General features: G+C 33.0%; 22 protein-coding genes and 1 tRNA gene. 11 read left to right on the top strand and 12 right to left on the bottom strand.

Features of this window, described 5'->3' with window-relative positions; genetic code table 11:
- From CIGNP85_RS02640 to CIGNP85_RS02620, 5 genes are all read left to right on the top strand, one after another.
- Complete coding sequence (locus CIGNP85_RS02640; protein WP_086286822.1) at nt 1–1,155, top strand: aminotransferase class III-fold pyridoxal phosphate-dependent enzyme; 1,155 nt, start codon at nt 1–3, stop codon at nt 1,153–1,155.
- Nucleotides 1,152–2,021 (top strand): fumarylacetoacetate hydrolase family protein, encoded by an 870-nt coding sequence (locus tag CIGNP85_RS02635; protein ID WP_086286820.1) that lies wholly within the window; start codon nt 1,152–1,154, stop codon nt 2,019–2,021. Before CIGNP85_RS02640 ends, CIGNP85_RS02635 begins: the two co-directional genes overlap by 4 nt.
- Nucleotides 2,022–2,075: 54 nt before the next feature.
- The gene (gene fliL, locus CIGNP85_RS02630) at nt 2,076–2,591 is read left to right on the top strand and encodes a flagellar basal body-associated protein FliL (RefSeq protein ID WP_086252467.1); all 516 of its coding nucleotides are present in this window, start codon (nt 2,076–2,078) and stop codon (nt 2,589–2,591) included.
- Nucleotides 2,588–2,938, top strand: coding sequence for a holo-ACP synthase (acpS, locus tag CIGNP85_RS02625; RefSeq protein ID WP_086234479.1), 351 nt, complete (start codon nt 2,588–2,590; stop codon nt 2,936–2,938). Before fliL ends, acpS begins: the two co-directional genes overlap by 4 nt.
- 230 nt (nt 2,939–3,168) lie before the next feature.
- On the top strand, nt 3,169–3,573 hold the full coding sequence (locus CIGNP85_RS02620; protein WP_086286819.1) for a hypothetical protein: 405 nt from the start codon (nt 3,169–3,171) through the stop codon (nt 3,571–3,573).
- Nucleotides 3,574–4,488: 915 nt separating this feature from the next.
- Here CIGNP85_RS02620 and trmA read toward each other — a convergent pair.
- Genes trmA through CIGNP85_RS02605 form a run of 3 tightly spaced genes read right to left on the bottom strand, consistent with a single transcriptional unit; the run spans nt 4,489 to nt 7,773 of the window.
- Nucleotides 4,489–5,586 (bottom strand): tRNA (uridine(54)-C5)-methyltransferase TrmA, encoded by a 1,098-nt coding sequence (gene trmA / locus CIGNP85_RS02615; RefSeq protein ID WP_086286817.1) that lies wholly within the window; start codon nt 5,584–5,586, stop codon nt 4,489–4,491.
- A 9-nt stretch (nt 5,587–5,595) separates the two neighbouring features.
- Nucleotides 5,596–6,342, bottom strand: coding sequence for an SDR family NAD(P)-dependent oxidoreductase (locus CIGNP85_RS02610; protein WP_086286815.1), 747 nt, complete (start codon nt 6,340–6,342; stop codon nt 5,596–5,598).
- A gap of 9 nt (nt 6,343–6,351) precedes the next feature.
- The gene (locus CIGNP85_RS02605) at nt 6,352–7,773 is read right to left on the bottom strand and encodes a COG3400 family protein (RefSeq protein ID WP_086286814.1); all 1,422 of its coding nucleotides are present in this window, start codon (nt 7,771–7,773) and stop codon (nt 6,352–6,354) included.
- Between the two features lie 257 nt (nt 7,774–8,030).
- On the opposite strand from CIGNP85_RS02605, the gene hsdR reads away from it, so the two are divergent.
- The 5 genes from hsdR (at nt 8,031) to tgt (ending at nt 16,345) form a co-directional block, all read left to right on the top strand.
- Nucleotides 8,031–10,517, top strand: a complete 2,487-nt coding sequence (gene hsdR / locus CIGNP85_RS02600; RefSeq protein WP_086286812.1) for an EcoAI/FtnUII family type I restriction enzme subunit R — start codon at nt 8,031–8,033, stop codon at nt 10,515–10,517.
- An 87-nt stretch (nt 10,518–10,604) separates the two neighbouring features.
- Nucleotides 10,605–12,095, top strand: a complete 1,491-nt coding sequence (locus tag CIGNP85_RS02595) for a type I restriction-modification system subunit M (protein ID WP_086286810.1) — start codon at nt 10,605–10,607, stop codon at nt 12,093–12,095.
- A gap of 8 nt (nt 12,096–12,103) precedes the next feature.
- The gene (locus tag CIGNP85_RS02590; protein WP_086286808.1) at nt 12,104–13,234 is read left to right on the top strand and encodes a Fic family protein; all 1,131 of its coding nucleotides are present in this window, start codon (nt 12,104–12,106) and stop codon (nt 13,232–13,234) included.
- A gap of 131 nt (nt 13,235–13,365) precedes the next feature.
- Nucleotides 13,366–14,925: a restriction endonuclease subunit S gene (locus tag CIGNP85_RS02585; RefSeq protein ID WP_179187353.1), complete on the top strand. Its 1,560-nt coding sequence runs from the start codon at nt 13,366–13,368 to the stop codon at nt 14,923–14,925.
- A 292-nt stretch (nt 14,926–15,217) separates the two neighbouring features.
- Nucleotides 15,218–16,345: a tRNA guanosine(34) transglycosylase Tgt gene (tgt, locus tag CIGNP85_RS02580; RefSeq protein ID WP_086286804.1), complete on the top strand. Its 1,128-nt coding sequence runs from the start codon at nt 15,218–15,220 to the stop codon at nt 16,343–16,345.
- Nucleotides 16,346–16,489: 144 nt separating this feature from the next.
- Here tgt and CIGNP85_RS02575 read toward each other — a convergent pair whose 3' ends face one another.
- Genes CIGNP85_RS02575 through CIGNP85_RS02535 form a run of 9 tightly spaced genes read right to left on the bottom strand, consistent with a single transcriptional unit; the run spans nt 16,490 to nt 23,679 of the window.
- On the bottom strand, nt 16,490–17,254 hold the full coding sequence (locus CIGNP85_RS02575) for a pseudouridine synthase family protein (protein ID WP_179187352.1): 765 nt from the start codon (nt 17,252–17,254) through the stop codon (nt 16,490–16,492).
- Nucleotides 17,255–17,256: 2 nt separating this feature from the next.
- Nucleotides 17,257–18,372 (bottom strand): lipid IV(A) 3-deoxy-D-manno-octulosonic acid transferase, encoded by a 1,116-nt coding sequence (gene waaA, locus CIGNP85_RS02570; protein WP_086286801.1) that lies wholly within the window; start codon nt 18,370–18,372, stop codon nt 17,257–17,259.
- Nucleotides 18,369–19,082, bottom strand: a complete 714-nt coding sequence (locus tag CIGNP85_RS02565; RefSeq protein WP_086286798.1) for a zinc ribbon domain-containing protein — start codon at nt 19,080–19,082, stop codon at nt 18,369–18,371. The genes waaA and CIGNP85_RS02565 overlap by 4 nt, the downstream gene beginning before the upstream one ends.
- A 13-nt stretch (nt 19,083–19,095) precedes the next feature.
- Entirely contained in the window at nt 19,096–19,821 is a 726-nt protein-coding gene (locus CIGNP85_RS02560; protein ID WP_086286796.1) for a Nif3-like dinuclear metal center hexameric protein, read from the bottom strand.
- On the bottom strand, nt 19,822–20,676 hold the full coding sequence (gene glyQ, locus CIGNP85_RS02555; protein ID WP_086227033.1) for a glycine--tRNA ligase subunit alpha: 855 nt from the start codon (nt 20,674–20,676) through the stop codon (nt 19,822–19,824). It lies immediately after the preceding gene.
- A complete protein-coding gene (locus CIGNP85_RS02550) occupies nt 20,673–21,158 on the bottom strand; it encodes a DUF3972 domain-containing protein (RefSeq protein WP_086227032.1) in 486 nt (161 codons plus the stop codon). The genes glyQ and CIGNP85_RS02550 overlap by 4 nt, the downstream gene beginning before the upstream one ends.
- Nucleotides 21,155–21,661 carry a 5-(carboxyamino)imidazole ribonucleotide mutase gene (gene purE / locus CIGNP85_RS02545; protein WP_086224519.1) on the bottom strand — a complete coding sequence of 169 codons (507 nt, stop codon included), beginning with the start codon at nt 21,659–21,661 and terminating at the stop codon, nt 21,155–21,157. The genes CIGNP85_RS02550 and purE overlap by 4 nt, the downstream gene beginning before the upstream one ends.
- Nucleotides 21,662–22,933 (bottom strand): peptidase U32 family protein, encoded by a 1,272-nt coding sequence (locus CIGNP85_RS02540; protein ID WP_086286794.1) that lies wholly within the window; start codon nt 22,931–22,933, stop codon nt 21,662–21,664.
- Nucleotides 22,930–23,679 (bottom strand): chemotaxis protein, encoded by a 750-nt coding sequence (locus CIGNP85_RS02535; RefSeq protein ID WP_086232093.1) that lies wholly within the window; start codon nt 23,677–23,679, stop codon nt 22,930–22,932. Before CIGNP85_RS02535 ends, CIGNP85_RS02540 begins: the two co-directional genes overlap by 4 nt.
- A gap of 157 nt (nt 23,680–23,836) precedes the next feature.
- On the opposite strand from CIGNP85_RS02535, the gene CIGNP85_RS02530 reads away from it, so the two are divergent.
- A tRNA-Arg gene (locus tag CIGNP85_RS02530) sits at nt 23,837–23,913 on the top strand.
- The last annotated feature ends 53 nt before the right edge of the window (nt 23,914–23,966 follow it).

The following is a 23,966-nucleotide window of genomic DNA, read 5'->3' as shown; positions in this document are numbered from 1 at the left end:
ATGCTAATGAATAACTATTCTAGAGCCGATGTGGGCTTTGTGCGTGGAGATGGTGCTATTTTATGGGATGATAGTGGTAAAGATTATATAGATTTTGCTAGTGGGATTGGGGTTTGTGCTTTGGGTCATAGCCACAAAGGCGTAGCGAAAGTGGTCGCAAAACAAGCCAAAACTCTCTTGCACACTTCAAATTTATACAATATCGCCCCGCAAGCCAAACTTGCTAATAAGATATCAAATTTACTTGGTGGTGGATATGAGTTATTTTTTGCTAATAGCGGTGCTGAGGCTAATGAGTGTGCGATAAAATTAGCTAGAAAATTTGGTTTTAACAAGGGCAGAAAAAGCGAGATTATCAGCCTTAAAAACTCATTTCACGGCAGAACAATCGCTACTTTAGCGATGACAGGGCAGGATAAATTTCATCCAGATGAATTTGGTGCTTATCCAGATGGATTTAAATTCTATGATAGCATAGATGATATTATTGCAAATTTAAATGAAAATACCGCAGCTGTGATAATAGAGCTAGTTCAAGGTGAAGGTGGGATAAATCCACTTGATAAGGATAAAGTTCAAAATTTAGCTAAAATTTTAAATCAAAAAGATATCTTACTAATTACTGATGAAGTCCAGTGTGGCGTGTATCGCACAGGGGAGTTTGTCACCTCTAAGCTATATGGTATCACACCTGATATTATCACATTTGCCAAAGGGCTTGGTAATGGTGTGCCAATTAGTGCGTGTGCAACTAGAAAATCTATATTTTCGCCAGGAGATCATGGTAGCACTTTTGGTGGTGGATTTTTGGTTACAAGTGTAGCTGAGTACGTCTTAAGCGAGTTAGAGACACTAAAGAGTAGTGGAAAACTAAATAAAACTATAGCTAAATTTGAAAAAAATTTAGAGAAATTAGTCAGTAAAAATAGTGATATTTTTGAAAAAAGAGTTGGCATTGGCCTTATGCAGGGTATAGTAGTAAAAGATGTTGAATTTCTAGCTAAAATAGTGGCTAAAGCGCTAGAGTGTGGGCTGTTGATTTTAAGATCTGGTAAGGATACATTAAGATTTTTACCACCTTTAAATTTAAGCAAAAAAGAGATGAAAGAGGGCTTTATAAGACTAAATTTAGCTATAAATAAGGCTAAAAAATGAGGCTAATCACCTATAAAAAAGATGAAAGTATAAAGCTTGGTATATTAAGTGCAAATAACCGCATAATTGATATTAGTTATGCTGGAATAAATAAAAAGGATATGAACGAATTAATCATCACACTAAGTCAAGATGAACGTCAAATTTTAGAAGACCTTAGTACAAAAATAGGTGGTGAACCATATGACAGTGTAGAAATTTTAGCACCAATATTATCGCCTCTTCAAGATATTATTTGTCTTGGAATTAACTATATGGAACACGCTAAGGAGTCTTATAGGTTTAAAAAGATTGAATTTGATGGCAAAAGAGAATTTCCTGTATATTTTGGCAAACGAGCAAATTATATTTTAGGTGATAGGGCAATATTCCCAAGCCATAGTCATATTACACAAACTTTAGATTATGAGGTTGAGTTGGCACTAATAATTGGCAAAGACGCAACTAATGTAGCGCAAAATAGGGCGCTAGAATATGTTTTTGGATATACAATTTTAAACGATATCAGCTCACGAGATATCCAAAATCGATATAAGCAGTGGTATTATGGTAAAAGCCTAGATGGCTCAACACTTATGGGGCCATGGATTGAGACTAATCTAGATATATCAAATTTGAAAATAAATTCTAGAGTTAATGGAGAATTGCGTCAAAATGCAAATACTGCTGATATGATTTTTGATGCAGCATATGTAATAAGTGATTTAAGTGCTGGAATGACACTAAAGGCTGGAACGATAATTTCTTTAGGTACACCAAGTGGTGTTGGAATGGGTTTTACTCCACCAAAATATCTCAAAAAAGATGATATTGTAGAGTGCGAAATCGAAGGGATTGGCGTATTAAAAAACATAGTCGGCAAATAAGCAGTTGGGATATTTAAGCAAATTTAAAATATAATACAGAAAAAAGGAGAAAAAATGGCAGCATCAGATGAAGATGTAAAAAATGAAGGTAAAAAGAGTCCAGTGGTACTAATAGCGATTATAGGCGTAGTGGTCTTTTTACTTATCATTGGAATAATTGTTGCAATGCTTTTGATGAGCGGAGGAGATGATAAACAAGTGTCTCAAGCAGCTGATACACCAGCATCACATATGGCTCCAAAACAGAGGTCAAATGACTTTTTTAACATCGGTCCTATGTACCCAATGGATCAGTATGTAGTAAATTTACTTAGCGAGAGTGGTACAAGATATCTAAAAACTACTATGAATTTGGAATTAAGTGAACAGACTTTAAGTCCAGAAATAGATAAAAAACAAGCACTAATTAGAGATATAATCATTAGAACTCTTTCGGCTAAAACTTATGAAGATGTAAGCACAGCTAAAGGCAAAGAGCGTCTCAAAGATGAATTGGTAACTAGAATAAATGAAGTCCTAAGAGATGGATATATCAAAAATGTATTTTTTACTGATTTTATTGTACAATGATAGGTATTGATATTGTCAGTATTAAAAGGATCGCTGCAGCCAAGGCTAGGCACGGCGATCTATTTTTACATAAATTTTTAAATCCTAGTGAAATTGAGCTAGCTAAAAGCGATGAAACTTTAGCTGGTTTTTGGGCTGCTAAAGAGGCTATTAGTAAAGCGCTTGGTTGTGGTATCGGAGCTGAATTTGGATTTGGTGATGCTACAATTTATAAAGATAATAAAGGTGCGCCAAAGATCAAATTTAATACAGAAACACTTTATAAATTTAATATTAAAAATACTTCTCTTAGTATAACTCACGATGGTGGATTTGCAATTGCTGCAGTGATAATTGAGCGATATTAAGCCATATAATTTGTAATATTAAATAATTCAAATTAAATTTTAAATTCTTATTTTATTAAATTAAAATCTGAAAATATATAATAATACAATTACCAAAATCAATATTTGCTTAATAAAATTCAAATTGATTAGTTTACTAAAAAATTTAAATTTATAAATATAATTGATATAAAAATAGATTAGTGATTCATTTTAACGTTATTTGGGAATATTTTTAGCAAAATCAAACTATGAGTTTTTGTTTTTCATTTGCAGTTAAAAACTCTACCTTGATTATAGCTAAAAAGATAGATTTTGGAGTAAGCAATGCGCCAAAATATGAAATAGACACAAAAGAGCTATATAGTCTTGAAATTAATGAAGCTTATAGAAATGTATATCAAAGCGTTGTTTTGCAGTGGCAAGATATTAGCAGTGGGGCTATGCGCCATCTTCGTGCTGGCAGTGGCGAGCCTAGTTATAATATGAGAATAAGCCAGCCTAAAAGCGATGGCGAGGCATGCGCTAAAGCAAATGCAAAGCTAAATGAGCTTAAAAAGGGCGGTATCAGCGGTAGGTCTAATATCATCACTAGCGGCTCTATAGTGTTTAAAAATACAAACTCAAACGATATAGAGCTAAAAAGTTTAGCATAACAAGCATAAGGCATACGCTAAATAGTAGGGGATATAGTATTGAGATTGAGTTTGATGGGTGAATTGTGGTGAGGCTAGTTGTGATCTAAATTGGCTTTTTTGAGGTGTTTATGGGCTAAGTTTTAGTCGGTGATTTGTTTACATATTAAATAAAAATATAATAAAGTAGGGTGGTAAGTAAATTTTATATCTTAGATTTAAATTATTGAAATTTAAAATAGTAAGAGCATATATATCAACTACAATTATTATTGTTTAGTTTTACATCTGTATTATTGCTTCATTAGCCCCCTTAATTACACTACAATTATCATAGATGATAACTCTACATATATTACATGGTTGATTGGTAAAGATTAAATAAAAACATAAAATGATTGAAAACAAACGCCTGACAAACAAAGCTATAATTATTATAAAATAATTAAAAATATATACAAAAAGCACTATTTTATATATTTAGTATTGAAAACTATAATTTTCAAACTAAAATAAATTCACCTATTTTGGGTTTTTTGATACTAAAAAATCCCCATTTTACCACTATTTATAGGATGTATGTATAATAATACATAGTAAAATATGTATTATTTTCATTAGAATAATAAGTAAAATTATTCTTGAAATTTTATGTATTATTTTATGTAAAATTTTACAATATATAAACCAAGAAATCAACTTAAATCAAAATTATATTCTATTTAGTATAAGCAAAAACTGAGCCAAAATTTGAATTAAACTGAAATTTATATTAAAATATAAAAAGATATAAAAGCTAAATAAATCAATATATTTTACCTATACTGCAGTAAATGACAACTAAAAATATATAATTCATCCAAGATAAAAATTACTAATATAATCTAAATTTAATCTTGATTATAAATTTATTTTGTCACTTATTGCAGCTAGTGTTTATTTGATTCTTTTTAAAACTACACCACATTCAATGTGATTAGTATGGACAAATTGGTCAAATATTGCAAATTTTACCACTTTATGTGTTTGACTTAGTATCTCTAAGTTATTTTGCAATGTCAGTGGATTGCATGATATATAAATTATATTATCTATCTTGCTCATAAAATCTAAAACGCTATCTTCACACCCTGCCCTTGGTGGATCGACTAATATATGGCTAAATATATAACTATCTAAATCTACACCACGCAATCTCTCAAACTCTCGCTCCTTAGCTATTGCGCTCATTATCTCAGCAGCACTTAGGCGAGCAAATTTGATATTGTTTACGCTATTTAATTGGCAATTTTTTAAAGCCATATCAATTGAGCTTTTAGATATCTCAGTAGCTAAAACTTTTTGAAATTTAAGACTAATTGGTATAGTAAAATTCCCATGTCCACAATATAACTCTATTAAATCTGCTGCATTTTCTACTGCATTTACAGCCCATGAAATCATTTTTTCATTCATCTTTTTATTTGGCTGGATAAATGCCGTATCGCTCATAATATAGCTAAACTCACGCCCATTTATATTTAAAATCTCATTTATTTTTGTATCGCCAAATTCTAGCTTTACTCCCCTACTCCTAGCTATTAGACCTATTTTTAGCTTAGATTGTATATTGGCTAGATTATCTTTTATACTATTTACATCTTTATGATATAAAAGTGTTACTATAAGACTTTTGGCTGAGCTGATAAACTCTACGCCAAATAATCGCTCTACTAGAGCCTTATCTTCTTTTATTGTTTTTAGAAGTTCTGGCATTATATTTGATATCTTAGTATCTACTATCTGGCAGCTTTGTATCGGTAATTTCGTATTTTGCTGACTACGCATACAGTAGCTTATATCGTTATTTTCATGCCAAATGCCAAATTCAGCTCTAGAGCGAAATCCACTCTCATCTGAGTTAAAAAACTCAAATTCTCCACTCCAAAACTGGCTAAAAAGCTCCCTTATCTTAGCGATTTTAAGCTGCTTTTGCTCACAATAGCTAAGAGTCAAAACACAACTTCCACAATCTCCTAAATACCTACAATCCACGCTTATACCCTACTCTTTTTCAAAGAAAAATCCAGCCCAACTCTGCGTAGTTGGCATAACTTCAAGGCTATTGATATTTACATGTTTTGGTAAATTTATACAATCAAGCACGATTTGAGCGATATCATCTGCCTTTAAATACTCAGTTCCATCATATACAGCATTGCTTCTTTGCTCATCGCCTTTATAGCGAACAAGGCTAAACTCAGTCTTAGCAATTCCAGGAGCTATCTCAGTAACTCTAATATTATCACCCTTAAGGTCATTTCTAAGATTAAAGCTAAACTGCTTTACAAAGGCCTTAGTAGCACCATATACATTTCCGCCAGGATATGGCCACTGACCAGCCACGGAGCCAAGATTAAATATATATCCGCTTTTTCTTTTAGTCATAATAGGCAAAACCGCCTTTGTAGCGTATAAAAGCCCTTTGATATTCGTATCTATCATAGTTTCAAAATCATCCAAGCTCGCCTCATTAACTCTCTCAAGCCCAAGAGCCAGTCCAGCATTATTAATCAAAATTTCAATATCTCTATACTCATTTGGTAGCTCATCAACTGCCTTAAATAGAGCATTTTTGTCCCTAATATCACAAGCGATTATGTGAGAATTCAAAAGTTCATTAGCTAAATTCTCCAATCTATCTTTGCGACGACCAAGCAAAATTAATTTATATCCATCTTTAGATAAAGCCCTAGCCATCGCCTCCCCAAAGCCAGATGTAGCCCCAGTTATAAAAGCTGTATTTTTCATCTTTAATCCTTAAATTTTATCATTTTGCGGGATAAATAGTTGATAGCTATCACCCAAAATATAGTGCAAACGATTAATATCTTTAGAAAAAATCGCTCCAAATTTACCATCCATAATCTTGCTACTAAAGCTTAAAAATTGTAAAATATTCTCATTATTTTTAAGCTTTAGTAGTGGATTTGTGCCATCATTTACGATATTGACCTTTTTATCAAAGATTTTTGATAAGCTCTCAAAATGCTCCCTTAGCTCTTTACTATCATCATCAAATTTGTTATCAAAATGGTAAAAATATATACTAAAATCAAGCTGCTTACAGCAATCCATAATTACGCTAGAGTTGCTCTCAGCATCGGTTTTATCGCCTAAAATTACACCTCTTTTAACACTATTTAATCCACTTGTGCCTATTTTTAATACAGGAACTTTTAGAGCTTCATAGCCCTTTTTATATAGATTAAATGCTGTACCATTAGTAACTACTAGACCGATATCAAGCTCATTCATTTTAGATTTTTGAATCGATATTGTAGTGCTAAAGTAGTCAATTTTGATAAAAATACTATCTGATCTAAGCTCTTTAATATCGCTAAAAATTTTGCTAAGAGTTGGATTTACTACCTTTATATATAGCTTTTTGCTATTTAATTTTTTATGTAGTTCTAATGTATCGCTTAGTAATCTTTCTATATCGTTATTGCTCATTAGCTTCATATCCAAGGCTAAATAGATATTATTGCCAAATGGATTTGGGAATTGACCAGGTTCTTTTTTAATCGCACGGAATACATTTTCTAAAATTCTAGGCTCACCAACTACTAGCAAAGTATCATTTGGCAAGATTAGTGTATTAGAAGTAGCTATTGTATAACTTCCATTGCGATATATCATAGCTATTTTCCAGCGTTTTTTACGGATATTACCTACATGGCGGTAAGCATAGCTACTACCATGTGGGACTTGAACTTCCATAATCTCCCCTAGCCCAAGGCCAATATTATCAGCAATTACTGGCACATCAGGCAAGAAATCCATAAATCTAGAGCTTAGAATCTTTCTAGCATCAATTATAGATATTAGATTATCGCCCTTAAAATGCCTTCCCATACCCCATAAATCCAGCACATCTATCTCTAAATTTGGATAAATTTGACGCAGATTTTCACAAACGCATATTATGTCAAATTCATTTTGCATTATCACCATAGCTTGTTCAAATTCGCTCTTTAAATGTAGTTTAAGCTTGCCAAGGCTAGTTGGGTCAAAGTTATAAAATATAAAATTCTCAAAATTCACATCCCAGCTAGGGATTGTCTCTTCATTATAGGTGATTACTGTGTAGTTGTGTAAGGCGTTATTTTTGCTATTAAATAATCGCTCTAAGAAATTTTTGGCTAAAATTCCATCAGCAATAATCAAGATATTTTTCATCAATTCTCCATAAAAATATGGCCTTATATTATCATAATTGAAATTTAAAATAGATAAAATGTGGATTTTAAATATCTACACCTAACTCATTATTATAAAGCTAAACAAAGTCAAATAAAATTAAAAATATGATAATAACTTAAAAGTATGAAATATTAAACTCTTAAACAGAGATATTATGATTTTTCGTAGTTAGTAAAATTCTTATAAATGTGTTATAATGTTTTTATAATTTTTATTATTGAAAGAATAATTGTATGGAAACTTCCTATATATTACCAAAATCGAAAATGACAGAAGAAGATATTAAACTTCGATATATTACTCCAGCATTATTGGCAAAATGGGATATTAACAAAATAACCATGGAGACAGCTCCTGTAAATAATTTCACGGATGGGAAGGTTCTCATTAAAGGAAATGTTCCAAGTCGTGATAAACGGAAAAGATGTGACTATGTTCTTTGGTATAATAAAGGGACTCCACTCGCAATTGTAGAAGCTAAAGATAATAATCATTCAACATCGTTTGGTATACAACAAGCCATTTCCTATGGAATTATGATGAATGTTCCTTTTGTCTATACATCAAACGGAGATAGCTTTTTTGAACACGATTTTACAACTGGGCTTGAAAAAGAATTTCCCCTTTCGGAGTTTCCCACTGCAGATGAACTTTATGCCCGGTGGAAAGGTGTTGATGCAACAAAAATTCTAGAAGTTGAAAACCGAGAACGATATGCGATGGATGGAGAATCAAAAGCATATGATGTTCCACTTTGTTTTGAAGAAAATCTTTTGAATACGCCTTTCTATTCTGGTTCAAATTGTTATCCCCCTAGGTATTATCAGCGAAATGCGGTAAATAGAACCCTTGCGGCAATTTCACAACAACAAACCCGAATTCTTATTGTAATGGCAACTGGAACAGGAAAAACCTATACGGCTTTTCAGATTGTATGGAGACTCCTTGAGTCTGGAACAAAGAAGAAAGTGCTCTATCTTGCTGATAGAAATAATCTCGTAGATCAGACTATTAACGGTGACTTTAAGCCTTTAGAAAAAGTAATCCACAAAATCAATTTCCAAAAAGAAGATAAATCAAAAATTTCAGCATATCAGGTCTATTTTGCCCTTTATCAACAGTTGGATTCCGCAAAGCACCTAGGAGAGGAAGTTGAAGAAACAGAAGCTGAAATAGAAGCAGAAATTGCCAAATATAAAGAGTTCTTCAAACCAGATTTCTTTGATCTTATTATTGTTGATGAGTGCCATCGTGGGTCTGCAAAGGCTGATTCTCGCTGGCGAAAGATTCTTGATTATTTTAGCAGTGCTACACAGATTGGTATGACGGCTACACCAAAAGAAACAAAATATGTTTCTAACATCGATTATTTTGGAGAACCTGTTTACAGCTACAGTCTTAAACAAGGAATTGAAGATGGATTTCTTGCTCCATTCAAGGTAATACATGTTCGCACTAGTATTGATGATGGCTGGAGACCAAAACTAGGTCAAAAGGATATTAACGGAGTAGAAATCGAAGACCAAGAATATAATCTTTCAGATTATGACTATAATATTGTCATCCAAGATAGAATTGATGAAGTTGCCCAGGAAATTACAAAGTTTTTAAAAGAAACAGACCGTATGTCCAAGACAATTGTATTTTGTCCCACAGAAGATGCCGCAGAACGCATGCGAGTTGCACTGAACAATTTAAATACTGATATGATTCTAAAAGACAATCAGGGCAATGTAAAAGAGCAGTATGTTGTCCGTATCACTGGAAGTGATAAATATGGAAAAGAAAAGCTGGATTATTTCATTTCAGTTTCGCAGCCCTATCCCGTTATTGCAACTACTTCAAAGCTTCTTTCTACTGGAAGCGACTGCAAAATGGTAAAACTCATTGTTTTAGATGAGCTAATCAATTCAATGACAGAGTTTAAGCAGATAATTGGCCGTGGAACTCGTCTGAGATATGATGAGGGAAAAACTCATTTTACAATAATGGATTTTCGCCGTGTAAGCCGTTTGTTTGCCGACCCAGAATGGGATGGAGAGATTGAACAAGATGACGATTATAATCCAAATCCACAGCCAGAAGGCGAATATGAGGGTGATTTTGGAGATGGCAGTGATGATAAGGGGAGCCACAATGGTAGGAAAGAAATTCAGTTTGTTGGAAAAGGCAGCGTTACTGTACAGGTTCTACAGAGACTAGTTTCTATCTACGATACAGATGGCAAACTTCTGAAGCAAGAAAGCATCGAAGATTACACAAAAGAAAGTATTCTTGGAACATATCAAACCCTTGAAAATTTTATCCAGACCTGGAATGAAGAGCAGAAGAAAGAAGTCATCCGCAATATGCTTAAAGAGCGTGGTATAGATTTAGAACTCATTAAAAAAGATCAAAATATGATGGATGTGGATGACTTTGATTTTATCTGCCATATCGCATTTGACCAAAAGCCCTTGACTCGTCGTGAGCGTGCAGAAAAGGTAAAGAAACGAGATCTTTTTGGTAAATATGGAGAAGCTGCAAAAAAAGTGATCAATGCGCTACTAGATAAATATGCCCAACTTGGCATTTACGACATTGAGTCAACCGAAATTCTCAAGCAGAGTCCATTTACAAAGTTTGGGAAACCTTCTCGGATTGCAGCCTTGTTTGGTGGAAATGATAAGTATAGAACAGCTCTTCGTGAATTGGAAAATGAATTATATAAAATAGCGTAAGGTGTGTCACACGGATTGGATTTTGCTAACACAAAATCCAAAAAAGGAAATCAAAAATCCGTGTAACAAAATAAAAGGGATAAATAAATGAGCAACTTAAGTGGTTTTGTAAAAAGAGTCCGTGATGTAATGCGGAACGATGCCGGTATAAATGGTGATGCCCAGAGAATTGAACAGATAACCTGGATGCTTTTCTTAAAAGTTTATGACGCAAAAGAAGAAGACTGGGAATTTGATGATGAACAATTTGAATCTATAATTCCCCCAAAATTACGCTGGAGAAATTGGGCTCATGTAGAAAATCAACATGATGGACTTACCGGAGACCAGCTTTTGAATTTTGTAAACAATGAACTTTTCCCAACATTAAGAAAACTTGAAATAAATTCAGATACCCCAATTCGCCAAAGTATTGTGCGTACAACTTTTGAAGATGCAAACAATTATATGAAAGATGGAGTGCTTCTCCGTCAGATTATCAATATTATTGATGAGCTTGATTTTGGAAGTTATGAAGAAACCCATGCCTTTGGTGAGATTTACGAAACAATATTAAAAGAACTTCAAAGTGCAGGTTCTGCGGGTGAGTTTTACACTCCACGTGCCGTAACAGAGTTTATGGCAAAAATGATTAAACCACAAATTGGCGAAACTATGGCTGATTTTGCCTGTGGAACAGGAGGATTTCTTTCAAGTTGGATAAAAGAACTTGAGGCAATCAAAGACGCAAAAGGATCAATCAGCAATGAAGATTCTGAAAAACTTTACAATTCAATTTACGCAATCGAAAAAAAACAATTCCCTTATATGCTCTGTGTAACAAATATGCTACTTCACGGAATTGACAATCCAAAAGTATTTCACGATAACTCACTTACAAAAAAACTTTTGGACTACACGCAAAAAGATGCATTTGATGTAATTCTTATGAATCCACCTTATGGCGGAAGCGAAAAAGAAGACATCAAGCAAAACTTCCCAGCTGATCTAAAATCAAGCGAAACAGCCGACCTTTTTATAGCTGTTATTTTGTATCGCTTAAAGAAAAATGGTCGTGCCGCTGTCATTATTCCTGATGGATTTTTGTTCGGCAATGATAACGCAAAGGTAAATCTCAAGAAGAAGCTACTGACAGAGTATAATCTGCATACCGTGGTGCGGTTGCCACAAAGTGTCTTTTCTCCTTATACAAGCATTACAACAAATATTCTCTTTTTCAATAATGAAGAACCAACCGGTAAAACATGGTTTTATCGTGTAGATATACCAGATGGAATTAAACACTTTTCTAAAACTAAACCGATGAAACTTTCTGATTTTAATGATTGTGTTGCATGGTGGAATGACCGTAAAGAAATAGCCGATGAAGAAGGAAATCCAAAGGCAAAATGCTTTACTTCTTACGAGCTTATAGAAGGTGGCTATAACCTTGACCTTTGCGGTTATCCTCACAAGGAAGAGGAAATCTTAAGCATAAAAGAGACAATCATAAATTATAAAAAGCATAGTGAAGCTGCAGAAGAAAAAATCAATGTAACACTAGCAAAAATTACTAAAATCCTTGGAATTGAATTGTAGGAGAAAAATTGGCAAAGACTTATACTATTCCTAAATTACCACTTGGAATTGACCTTGAAACAAAAGAAATACTCAAACAAGTTAATCTTGCAAACAAAGCGTTGGCAGAATTAAAAGGAGTTGCTCATACAATTCCAAATGAAGGTGTTTTGATTAATTCTCTTGTTATACAAGAAGCAAAGGAAAGTTCCGAAGTAGAAAATATAGTAACAACCCATGATGAGATTTTTCAAGCAGATCTTTCTGTAAGTAATTATGCAGTTAGCAATGCAGCAAAAGAGGTTATGAATTATAGAGAAGCTATGCTTGAAGGCTTTTCAAGAGTAAAAGAAAATATGCTTCTTACAAATAACATTATTAAAAATATTCAAGAAAAGCTTGAAAAAAATAAAGCTGGGTTTAGAACAAGTGCTGTAACATTACAAAATTCTAAGCAAGAAATTGTTTATGCTCCTCCAAAAACAGGAGATGAAGTTGAACATTATATGTCAAATCTTGAACAATTTATTAACAATTCTGAATTATCTGATTTAGATCCATTGATTAAACTAGCAATAATACATCACCAATTTGAAAGCATACATCCTTTTTATGATGGTAACGGAAGAACTGGGCGTATTATTTCTGTTTTATATTTAGTACAAAATAGACTTTTGGATTTACCAATTTTATATTTGAGTCGTTATATCACTCGTAATAAAGCCGATTATTACAAATTGATTCAAGCTGTCCGTGATAATGATGGAGATATAAAGGATTGGCAGAATTGGGTTATGTTTATTCTTAAAGGAATAGAAGTTACATCTAAAGAAACAATTATTTTAATAAATGGTATTGCACAATTAATGGCACAATATAAAGCAATCTTAAAACCCGTATTTGGAAAAACATATAAACATGAACTTTTGAATAATTTATTTTTCCATCCGTATACAAAGATTGAATTTATTGAACGGGATATGAATGTTCAACGCAAAACGGCAGCAAAATATCTTGATATGATTGTAGATTTAAAACTTTTGACAAAAATGAAAAAAGGATCATCTAATTATTATATTAATAATGCTTTATTTGAATTATTTCTAAATCAAGGAAAAGTTGTATCAGAAGTTGAAATTATTGAATCTGTAAAATCGTAATATGTACCCAATTTAACGATTTTGGGTACATGCTCATTCGTATATGTACCCAAAATATTGTTTTTGGGTACATATTGATGACATTATGTACCCAATTTGATGAATTTGGCAACATAAAAAAGGAAACTAAATTGGCAAAGATAAAAAAAGATACAAATTTAAGAAAATCAATTCTCCAAGCGGCAATAACAGGCCAGTTGATTAGTAATGTAGAAGGGGAAACTAAAACCGGCAAAGAGCTTTTAAACAAAATTATAGAAGAACGCAACGCAAAACTTCTAGTCCAATGGGAAGAAGCAAAAAAGAAAAACCCAAAAGCCAAAAAACCCGCTCCAATTGTCGCAAGTGAGATTACAGAAGATGAAATCCCCTTTGAAATTCCAGAAAACTGGTGTTGGTGTAGATTGGGGGATGTGGGTATTACAAATACTGGTGCGACACCTTCAAAAAATAATCCCGAATATTTTGGAAACTTTATCGATTTCCTATCGCCTGGTGATATTCAAAATTCAATAATTACTTATGGGAAACAGGGACTATCAGAAGCTGGATACAAGGTTGCAAGACCAACCCCTTCTGGCACTATAATACAAGTTTGTATTGGTGGTTCTATTGGGAAATGTGCTGTTGTTGATAGAGAAGTAACTTTTAATCAACAAATAAATTCAATAACAACTATATGTTCTAATACTCAATATATCTATTATGTTCTTTCTTCTGAGTATTTTCAAAAAATAATTATAGAGTACTCAACAGGAACTGCAACCCCTATAATTAATAAATCTAGTTGGGAGAAATTATATATTCCACTCCCACCGCTTGCCGTGCAAAATGCCATTGTTGCAAAACTTGAAGAAGTGCTGCCATTGGTTGATGCTTACGAAAATGCGGTTCTCCAAAAAGAGGAATTAAAAACCGCTCTTCCAGACAAAGTAAAAAAAGCCATTTTACAAGAGGCAATACAAGGCAAACTCACAAAATCTTGGCGAAAAACTGCCACAATAGAAGAAAGTGGCAAACAACTTTTAGATAGAATTATAGAAGAACGCAACGCAAAACTTCTAGCCGATTGGGAAGAAGCAAAGAAGAAAAACCCAAAAGCCAAAAAGCCCGCTCCAATTGCCGCAAGTGAAATTACAGAAGATGAAATCCCCTTTGAAATTCCTAAAAGCTGGTGTTGGTGTAGATTATCAAATCTCTGCAATCTTTATACAGGTAATAGCATTAATGAAACTGAAAAAAAACTTAAATATACAAATATAAAAGATGGTTGGGTTTATATTGGAACAAAAGATGTGGGATTTGATCAAACAATAAACTACGATAATGGTATAAAAATTCCTTTTGAAAAAGACACTTTTCGCATTGCACCTAAAAATACAGTTTTAATGTGTATTGAAGGTGGTAGCGCTGGAAGAAAAATTGCTTTTACAAATCAAGATGTATGTTTTGGAAATAAACTTTGTTGTTTTAATCCATATAAATATGAAGTTGAAAAGTTTTTATTCTATTTTCTGCAAAGTACAGTTTTTATAGATGCATTTAAAGATAATATTAATGGAATAATTGGTGGTGTAAGTATTAATAAAATAAAAGAAATGCTATTCCCACTCCCGCCACTTGCCGAACAAGAAAAGATTGTAGAAATAATTGAACAGATATTGCCTTTGTGTGAGAAGTTGGGTGGATAAAATGAGTTTTGATGAAAGAATAAGAAAAGCAATTTTAGATATTTAAAGAGAATAATATAATCTAAAAGCCTTTTTATAGCTAACTTCTGCTTTAAACTTAAAGTATATTTTATATGAGACTTTTAAACTCAAAACTATAAGAAATTTTGCATATTCTAAATTTATTATATTGATAAAGCAATTTAATATTATATATCTTAATACCTTGTATTTTGCTTTTTAAATCAGTTTAATTATTCTAAATTCTAAGCAAGATTTTGCTAAAATTACGCCGATTTAATAAGGAAGTTTGATGGAATTTAAGATAGATAAAATAAGTCAAAACGCCAGAGCTTGTACTATTAAGATGGCTCACGGAGTTGTACAAACTCCAGTATTTATGCCTGTTGGCACACTTGGAGCGATTAAGAGTCTAGATGCGATTGATATGGGTGAAATTTTAAAAGCTAAGATAATTTTAGCTAATACCTATCATCTCTATTTACGCCCCGGAAGTAAGGTTATAAGGGGATTTGGCGGACTTCATGGATTTAGTAAATTTGGTGGCAATTTCTTAACTGATAGTGGTGGATTTCAGGCGTTTTCACTCTCACACCGCTCTAAACCTGATGAAAATGGGATTAAATTTAAAAGCCATATAGATGGTAGCCTTCACTACTTCACACCAAAAAGTGTGCTAGATACGCAGTATGATTTGGGTAGTGATATTATGATGATTTTAGATGATTTAGTAGCGCTACCAGCGACAAAAGAACGCATAGAGCTAAGCCTAAAACGCACGATAAAATGGGCTAAAGAGGCTGAAATGTATCACAAAAGCCAAAAAAGCAAAGGCATAGGAGTAGATCAAAATCTCTTTGGAATAATTCAAGGTGGGACTGACTATAACGCTAGAAAAGAGTGCGCTATGGCCTTGTGCGATATGGAGTTTGATGGTCTTGCTATCGGTGGGCTAAGCGTGGGGGAATCTAATGAGCAGATGTATGATACAGTAGAGGGTGTAATGCCATATATCGATCCAAATCGCCCAAGATATCTAATGGGCGTTGGTACTCCAGAGGATTTAGTAGAAAATGTTAGTCGTGGCGTGGATATGTTTGATTGTGTAATGCCTACAAGAAATGCTAGAAATGGCACTCTATTTACTAGCTTTGGTAAGTTAAATATCAAAGCAGCAGCATTTATCAATGATCATGAACCAATAGATAATGAGTGCGGGTGCTACACTTGCAAACGATATAGCCGTGGATATCTAAACCATCTATATAAGGCTAAAGAGCTTACATTTTTTAGACTTGCGAGTTTGCATAATCTACATTACTATCTAAATTTAATGAAACAGATGAGAGAGGCTATCTTGGCTGATAAGTTTATAGAGTTTAAGATGGAATTTTATGCTAAAAGGGCTTTAACTAAATAGCTAAAGACTATAATTAGAGTATCACTAAAATTTTTAATACTTTTTATAGCTTTTAAAAACTTAATAAAATAGATTTAAATTTAATAGTTTTAAATTTAAATCTATGCAATGCAAGATATACAAAATGCGGTATTTTATATAATCTTATAAATTTTTTAAAATATTTTTATCAATTTGCTCAAATCCTTGATCAAAAAATCCACTATCAGGCTGGGCATAAAACTCATAATCAAAAATTTTAGTTCTTAAGCTATGTAGATATAGTCTTTTTGAGCTACTTTTAGCATATTTTTCATCTCCGACAATGCCAAATCCACTACTTGCTAAATGCACTCTAATCTGATGAGTTCTACCAGTTTCTATATCTATTTTTAGTAGTGATTTTTTACCTTCGACTGCTACTGGAGTGATATGTGTGATAGCTGTTTTGCCACTTTTTAGATCGATTTTGCTAAAGGCTCCAGATTTTGTTTTTATGGTTGTTAGTGGCTGGTTTATAGTAAAGCTTTCACAAACTATACCTTTAACAACTGCAAGATAGGTTTTACCTACCCTATTTTGTGCAAATTCTTTAATAGCACGCTGTTGAAAATCTTCATTTTTATATAGCAAAATCACTCCACTAGTCTCTTTATCTAGACGATTTAAAAGTGGAAATTTAAATATTTCAGCGATCTTTTCACTCGTGATAAAAGGCGGTTTGTTGATTGCTATTATATTTTCATCTTCAAAAATTTTCACTGGTTTGGCTAGTTTTGTTATCTTAAATTTAGCACTCTCTTTTAAAAGTCCTCTAGCAAGCACAAGCCTTTGTCCGCCTACACTTACTAGTCCAGCGTCTATTAACTCCTTGGCTTCGTTGTTTGAAATGCCTTCTTGAATTGCTAGAAGTTTATAAGCCTTTTGCATATTTATCCTTTTATCTCTTTTATTATCTTATCCATATCGCACATATTTATAATTTTTGTGTTTTTTAAATTTGAATTTATCTTTTGCCACACATTATCATATGAACAAAACTCAATCCCGCTTACTGCTTTATATAAATCTTTTTGATTATGGATATACTCTCCGCTTAAAATTTTGCATTTAAATTGAGCTGCCTCTATAGGATTATGCCCTCCAATGCCCTTTTCAAAACTACCACAAAGCACGACAATATCAGCAATTGCATATAAATTAACCAGCTCCCCAAGAGTATCTACAAGAATAATCTGCGAATTTAACCCCATATTATCACTAAATCTCTCAAAGCTTATATTTTTAATACTATCTTTAATAATATTATAAACGCTATCAAATCTCTCAGGATGACGCGGAACTATAAAAAGCTGGTCATTATCCTTAAGAATTAGATTAGCTAATAGATTTTTCTCTTCATTTTCATGTGAACTAGCTATTATTATCACTTTTTTATCTGGTTTTTTATATTGCTTTGATGGCTTTGGTAGATTGGCTGATTTGATATTTCCTACGACTTTGATATTTTTAGCCCCTAGGCTTATTAAGCGATCTTTATCTATCTGGCTTTGTGCTAAAACTAAATCAACATATTTAAAAAGCCATTTATAATAAAATTTAAATCTTAAATAATTTTTATAACTTTTATCGCTAATTCTAGCATTTAAAAGTATAGTTTTAGAGCCGTTTGATTTAGCTACTCTAAATAAATTTAGCCATAATTCTGCTTCAAAAACTATTAAAACATCTGATCTGCTTAACCAAAAAGGCAAAAAGCACTCAAATGGCAAAAACCTACAATCTGCATATCCCTTAGCCTTATCAAATCCAGTTTGGGTAATTACACTTACTCTACAATCTTTTAACTCTTTTACTAAAGGCTCAATAGCACAAGCCTCACCAAAGCTACAAGCATGAAAATGGTATTTAGCAAATTTAGGCTTTGGATTGCGATATAAGAAAAATCTAGCCCTAAGGCTACGGACAAACTTTTGCTTAAAACTTAAAAGCCATAAAAACGGCGAGCAAATTCCAAGCAAAAGTGCCGTAAATAGAGTATAAATCACTCCTCAATAGTCTCTTTATATAAGATTCTACCACAATGTGGACAAGTTGTGATATCTTCACTTTTAATAATATTAGCATATGTTTTATCATTAATTTTCATAAAGCAACCATAACACGCCTGTTTTTTAACTGGTACAACTGCTGTATTTTTTGCCCATTTACGAATTTTTTCATAAAATGTAAGTACTTTTTGATTCATATCAGCTAGCAATTTCTCTTTTTGATCATAAATCTTGCTTCTTTCATTTTCAATAGCTTTTAACTCATCAGCTACTTCGCTATTTAAGCTATCTAATGCACTTTGAGCATTAGATTTTTTCTGTTCTAGTTCAGTTTTTAACTCATTTTTGCTATCTATTATTCTCTCAAGTCTGCCAATCTCTTCATTAGCTGCTTCAAGTTGATCTTTAGCTAGGTCTTCTTCTAAATTTAGAGCTTTTATCTCTTTTTCGCTTTTAACAGCTGAAGATTTTTTGCTAATATCTTTGATTTTGGCATTAAATTCATTAATATGAGAATTTGTATTAGCAATTTGTGCCTTTAACTCTGATATTTCTGTATCAACTTTTTCTATATTTTCATCTATAGCTGCTATTTCATCTTTTTTAAGTTGTAAATTTCTATTAATACTCTCAATTCTTGGTGCGTAATTATCTATTTTTTGGTCGATTTGTGATAAATTCACAAGTTGTTGTAAATACTTATTCATTGATTTCCTTTGGTTATCTATATTCAAATGGGTTTATTGAATTTGTGATTGTAGCAAAAACTTTAAACTTTTGCAAGTTTAGCGCCAAAGACTCCCCAAAATACCGCTCACTTTCAAAATGATTAATATCAATCAAACTAAGTGAATTTTCATAAGATTGAAGTGCTGTATGATATTTAAAATCTCCGCTTAAAAAACAATCGGCTTTAAAACTACCAATTAGCTCACTTCCGCTTCCAGTACAAATGGCTGCTGTTTTGATAAAATCACATCCTTTAACTACTCTTATAGTAGTTAAATTTAATTTGGATTTTATATCAGCTACAAACTCTTCAAAGCTCTTATTTACCTCAAATTTAAACACAAATTCACTATCTTGTTCATAATTTTTATAGCCTAAAACCTCACTTAATACAAATTTATTCAAAACCACTTTATCATAATTAGTATGCATAGAGATTAAGCTAATATCCTTTTTAATCATATCTTTGATTAAATTTGCTGGATATTCACTGCTATTAATGCTTTTTAAACCTTTAAAAATTAACGGATGATGTGTTATAAAAAGTGTTCTAGGCTTAGCTTGAGCTATAAGTGAACTATCTAAATCAAGACTTAAAGTAATATTATCAAACTCATCATTCATACTACCTATTATAAGTCCAGAATTATCCCAACTCTCTTGTAAATCAAATGGCGCTATGCTATCAAGCATAGCATAAATTTCAGATATTTTCACCTATTTTAAACTCTCTTTATAAGCTAATGCGCAGCCTTTAGCTAGTTCTCTAATTTTTAAAATATAGTCTTGCCTTTGTGTAACGCTAATTGCTCCACGTGCATCAAGTACATTAAATGTATGCGCTGCAAGCATACAATAATCATATGCTGGAAGTGCTAATCCATGCTCTAAAATCGCCTTACACTCACTGGAATAAGATTCAAACCATGCAAAGAGTTTAGCAGTATCAGCTATTTCAAAGTTATATTTACTAAACTCAAATTCACCTTGCTTATGCACATCGCCATATGTTACTACATTGCCATCATGATCATCCCATATGATATCATATACGCTATCTTTATCTTGCAAATACATAGCTAAGCGTTCAATTCCATATGTTACTTCAGCGCTTATTAATTCGCACGGAATTCCGCCGACTTGTTGAAAATATGTAAATTGAGTTACTTCCATACCATCTAACCAAACTTCCCAGCCTAGACCCCATGCACCAAGAGTTGGGCTCTCCCAGTTGTCTTCTACAAATCTTATATCATGCTTTTTAAGATCAAGGCCAAGTCTTTCAAGGCTTTTTAAATATAGCTCTTGAATATTTTTTGGACTTGGTTTCATTATTACTTGAAACTGATAGTAGCTTCCAAGTCTATTTGGATTTTCGCCATATCTACCATCTGTTGGACGGCGAGATGGAGCTACATAGGCTACATTCCATGGTTTATCACCTAAAGAGCGTAAAAATGTTGCTTGGTGATAGGTTCCAGCGCCAGCTGGCATATCGTATGGTTGAACGACAATACAGCCTTGCTCGTTCCAGTATTGTTGCAAGGTTAAAATTATCTGACTAAATGTCATGAATTTCCTTTATTATTAAAATTCTCTATGGCCTTATTCCACATCAACTTATATTTACGCTTTAAAAATTCAACCTCTTCTTGAGCATTTTTAAGCTGAGTAGTAAGCGTCTCAACCGTCTTTCTATCCTCATCATATAACTCTTGCATAGAATAAAGCGCTTCTTTTAAAAATTGATTTTCATTTCTAAGCACATCTAATGTTTCATCTTTAGCATCTAGGACTTTTTCGTGTAAATTTAAAATCGTTCCAATTGTCTTTTCGACAAAGCTCTCACCTGGTAAAGTATGTTGCTCGGTACTAGCAACTATCTCACCATTGTGCGCTGGTACAACACTCATTGTGCCTTCGTTAGCCTCTATATATATTATATCATTATCTATTTTTGTATTTAATGCACCACGCTCAATCATACCATCAACAACTTCACGCTTTAGATGTACTAGCTGACAAAACTCATCAATGGCTAGATATGTTTTCATTTAGCACCACCTAATAAAACTTCGATTTTTTTAGAATCCATTTCAAGTGATTTAGCCTGTTTTTCTCTATCTTCTTTTAGTTTTAAAGCCAAATTTTCATCACTTAGAGCTAAAATTTGCATTGCTAAATATGCTGCATTTTTAGCTCCAGCCTTGCCAATTGCTAGAGTTGCTACTGGCATACCAGCTGGCATTTGAACAGTTGAATATAGCGCATCTACGCCATTTACTGCTGAACCTCCCATTGGCACACCAATCACTGGCTTTAGACTATAAGCAGCAACTGCGCCGGCTAAATGAGCTGCCATACCCGCTGCACAGATAAATACTGCTGCGCCTCTAGCATCGGCATCTTGGACATATTGATGAGTTCTAGTTGGGCTTCTGTGAGCTGAACTGATAATCATCTCATATTTTACATCAAATTCTTCTAAGATTTTAGCCGTTTCGCTTACAATCTCGTAGTCGCTTTTACTACCCATTATAATGCTTACAAATTTCATCTACTCTCCTTCTATAATCTCTTTACGCAAAAAGCTAAATTCTGGCAAGTTTGCAGGGAGATTGATCTCGTTTTCATTTCCGCTATGAATTTCATCAAATTCCTTACCTTTAGTACTTACTAGCTTTTTAAATTTAACATAATACTTATTATCATCTTTTTTATAGATGGCACCAAGCTCATTTTCTACACTATCTATCACTGCATTTACAGGAGCAAAAATCTCATACTCATGCTTTGTATCAATTTTAAATTTAGTCTTAAAACTTTTACCATCTAGACTAATAGCATGAACTTGATGCGTACCCTCTTCTATACTAGTAGTATGGTTTTGCGTGTCATCTCTCTCATATGGTTTATGAATAAGATAACCATCGCTAAATCCACGATTTTTAAGTGTATTTAACTCTGCAGCATAAATTTCTGGATTAAATTTACCAGCAATTGCATCATCAATAGCCATTCTATAAGCCTTGGTAGCGCAAGCTGCGTAGTATTCGCTTTTTGTTCGACCTTCAATTTTTAGGCTATCTACAGCACCGGTTTGAAGAATTCGCTCTATATGCTTACTTAAATTTAGATCTTTGGAATTCATTATATGCGTGCCATGCTCATCCTCTTCTAAACGAAATAAAGCTCCATTTTCAGGACTTTTAGCATATAATTCATAGTTAAATCTACAATCATTTGCACAACTTCCACGATTGCTTAGTCTGCCGCTTTGTACTGCTGAGACTAGACATCTACCTGAATATGCAAAACACATTGAACCATGACAAAATATCTCTAATTCCAAGCTTGGCACCATCTCTTTTACAAGTACCGCATCCTTTAAGCTCATCTCACGAGCTGCGACAATCCTACTAGCGCCCATATCATGGTAAATTTGAGCATCTAGATAATTCATCACATTAGCTTGAGTAGATAGATGTATCTCTATATTTGGAGCGATCTCTTTAGCAAGTTTCATAACCCCAGGCGTAGCGATTATAAAGGCATCAACGCCAAATTCGCTAATTGTTTTGATATGTTTTTTAAGGTTATCAAGCTGAGTATTATATGGAAAACCATTTATCGTGGCATAAAATTTGGCTCCACTTTTATGAGCTAGTCTAACACCCTCTTCAAAACTTTCAAGATCAAATTCCTTTGCACTTCTTTGACGCAAAGAGAAATTACCCACACTTGCATACACAGCATCTGCACCATAAGCTAGAGCAATTTGAAGTTTGGTTAAATTTCCAGCCGGGCTTAAAAGTTCTGGCTTTTTCACTTTTTACCCAATGAGTTGATTAAAGCTTCTATATCAGCATTACTTACAACATCTTCAGTTGTTGTATCGCCCTCAATATGCATAGCTGAACCAACACGTTTTTCATCATCAATTTTACCTTCAAATAGGCTATTCATATATTTACTTAGCGCACGCATTACATTGATAACTCTTTCTATTTTTTGACGATGAATATCTTGATATTGCATCATATCCATCGTCATCATAATTTCATCTTGTCCCATTTGAACATTGCTTATAATACTATCTATTTTATTGTCTAGATTTTTATTAAGCTCTAAAAGTTCGCTAAATGTTTGAACATTTGGAAATTTTTCATGCAAAATTTCAAAAACCTCTATATTTCTTGCAATGCAAGTTTTAGCATCATTTGATGTGTTTTCTGCATCTAGACAAAATCCACTAATAGTTTCAAGCTTATCAAACATCTCAGTGGCTTTTTTTTCAGAATCCTTTGTAACATCATCTAGTTGATTAACGACTTTATGATCATCTGTCGGTGGTGGTGGTGGCCACGCACTTATTGAACTTACTCTATAGTTATCGTGCGTAACGACATGGCCGCTATTTTGAACCACAGCATCAGCATCTTCGGTTAAATCTGGCTCATCAAGACTAGTATCGCTTACATTATCTATACTGCTAGTTAAATTGCTTGAATCTTCACTGCTAGTTAAATCGCTTAAATCTTCAGCCATTAAAGCATCTAATTCTTCTTGTGTCATAAGATCTCCTTAGGAACATAATTGCGTGATTGTATCTAAATTTAGATAAATTTTGCTTTACATTACAAAAATCATTTAATATTTCAAAAAATATTTTTAAATTTTGCTAACTTTAAGGAATCATTTTGTATAATTCCGATTCTTAACTTAATTTAGTGCGCTCTTAGCTCAGCTGGATAGAGCATTTGATTGCGGTTCAAAAGGTCAGAGATTCGAATTCTCTAGGGCGCACCACTATTTAATCATTGATTCAATTTAAATTTAATCTTTTATTTTATATAATTCTT

The organism is Campylobacter sp. P0085 (genome assembly GCF_002139495.1).
Lineage (GTDB): Bacteria > Campylobacterota > Campylobacteria > Campylobacterales > Campylobacteraceae > Campylobacter > Campylobacter devanensis.
This window is presented reverse-complemented; position numbering and strand designations above follow the sequence as displayed.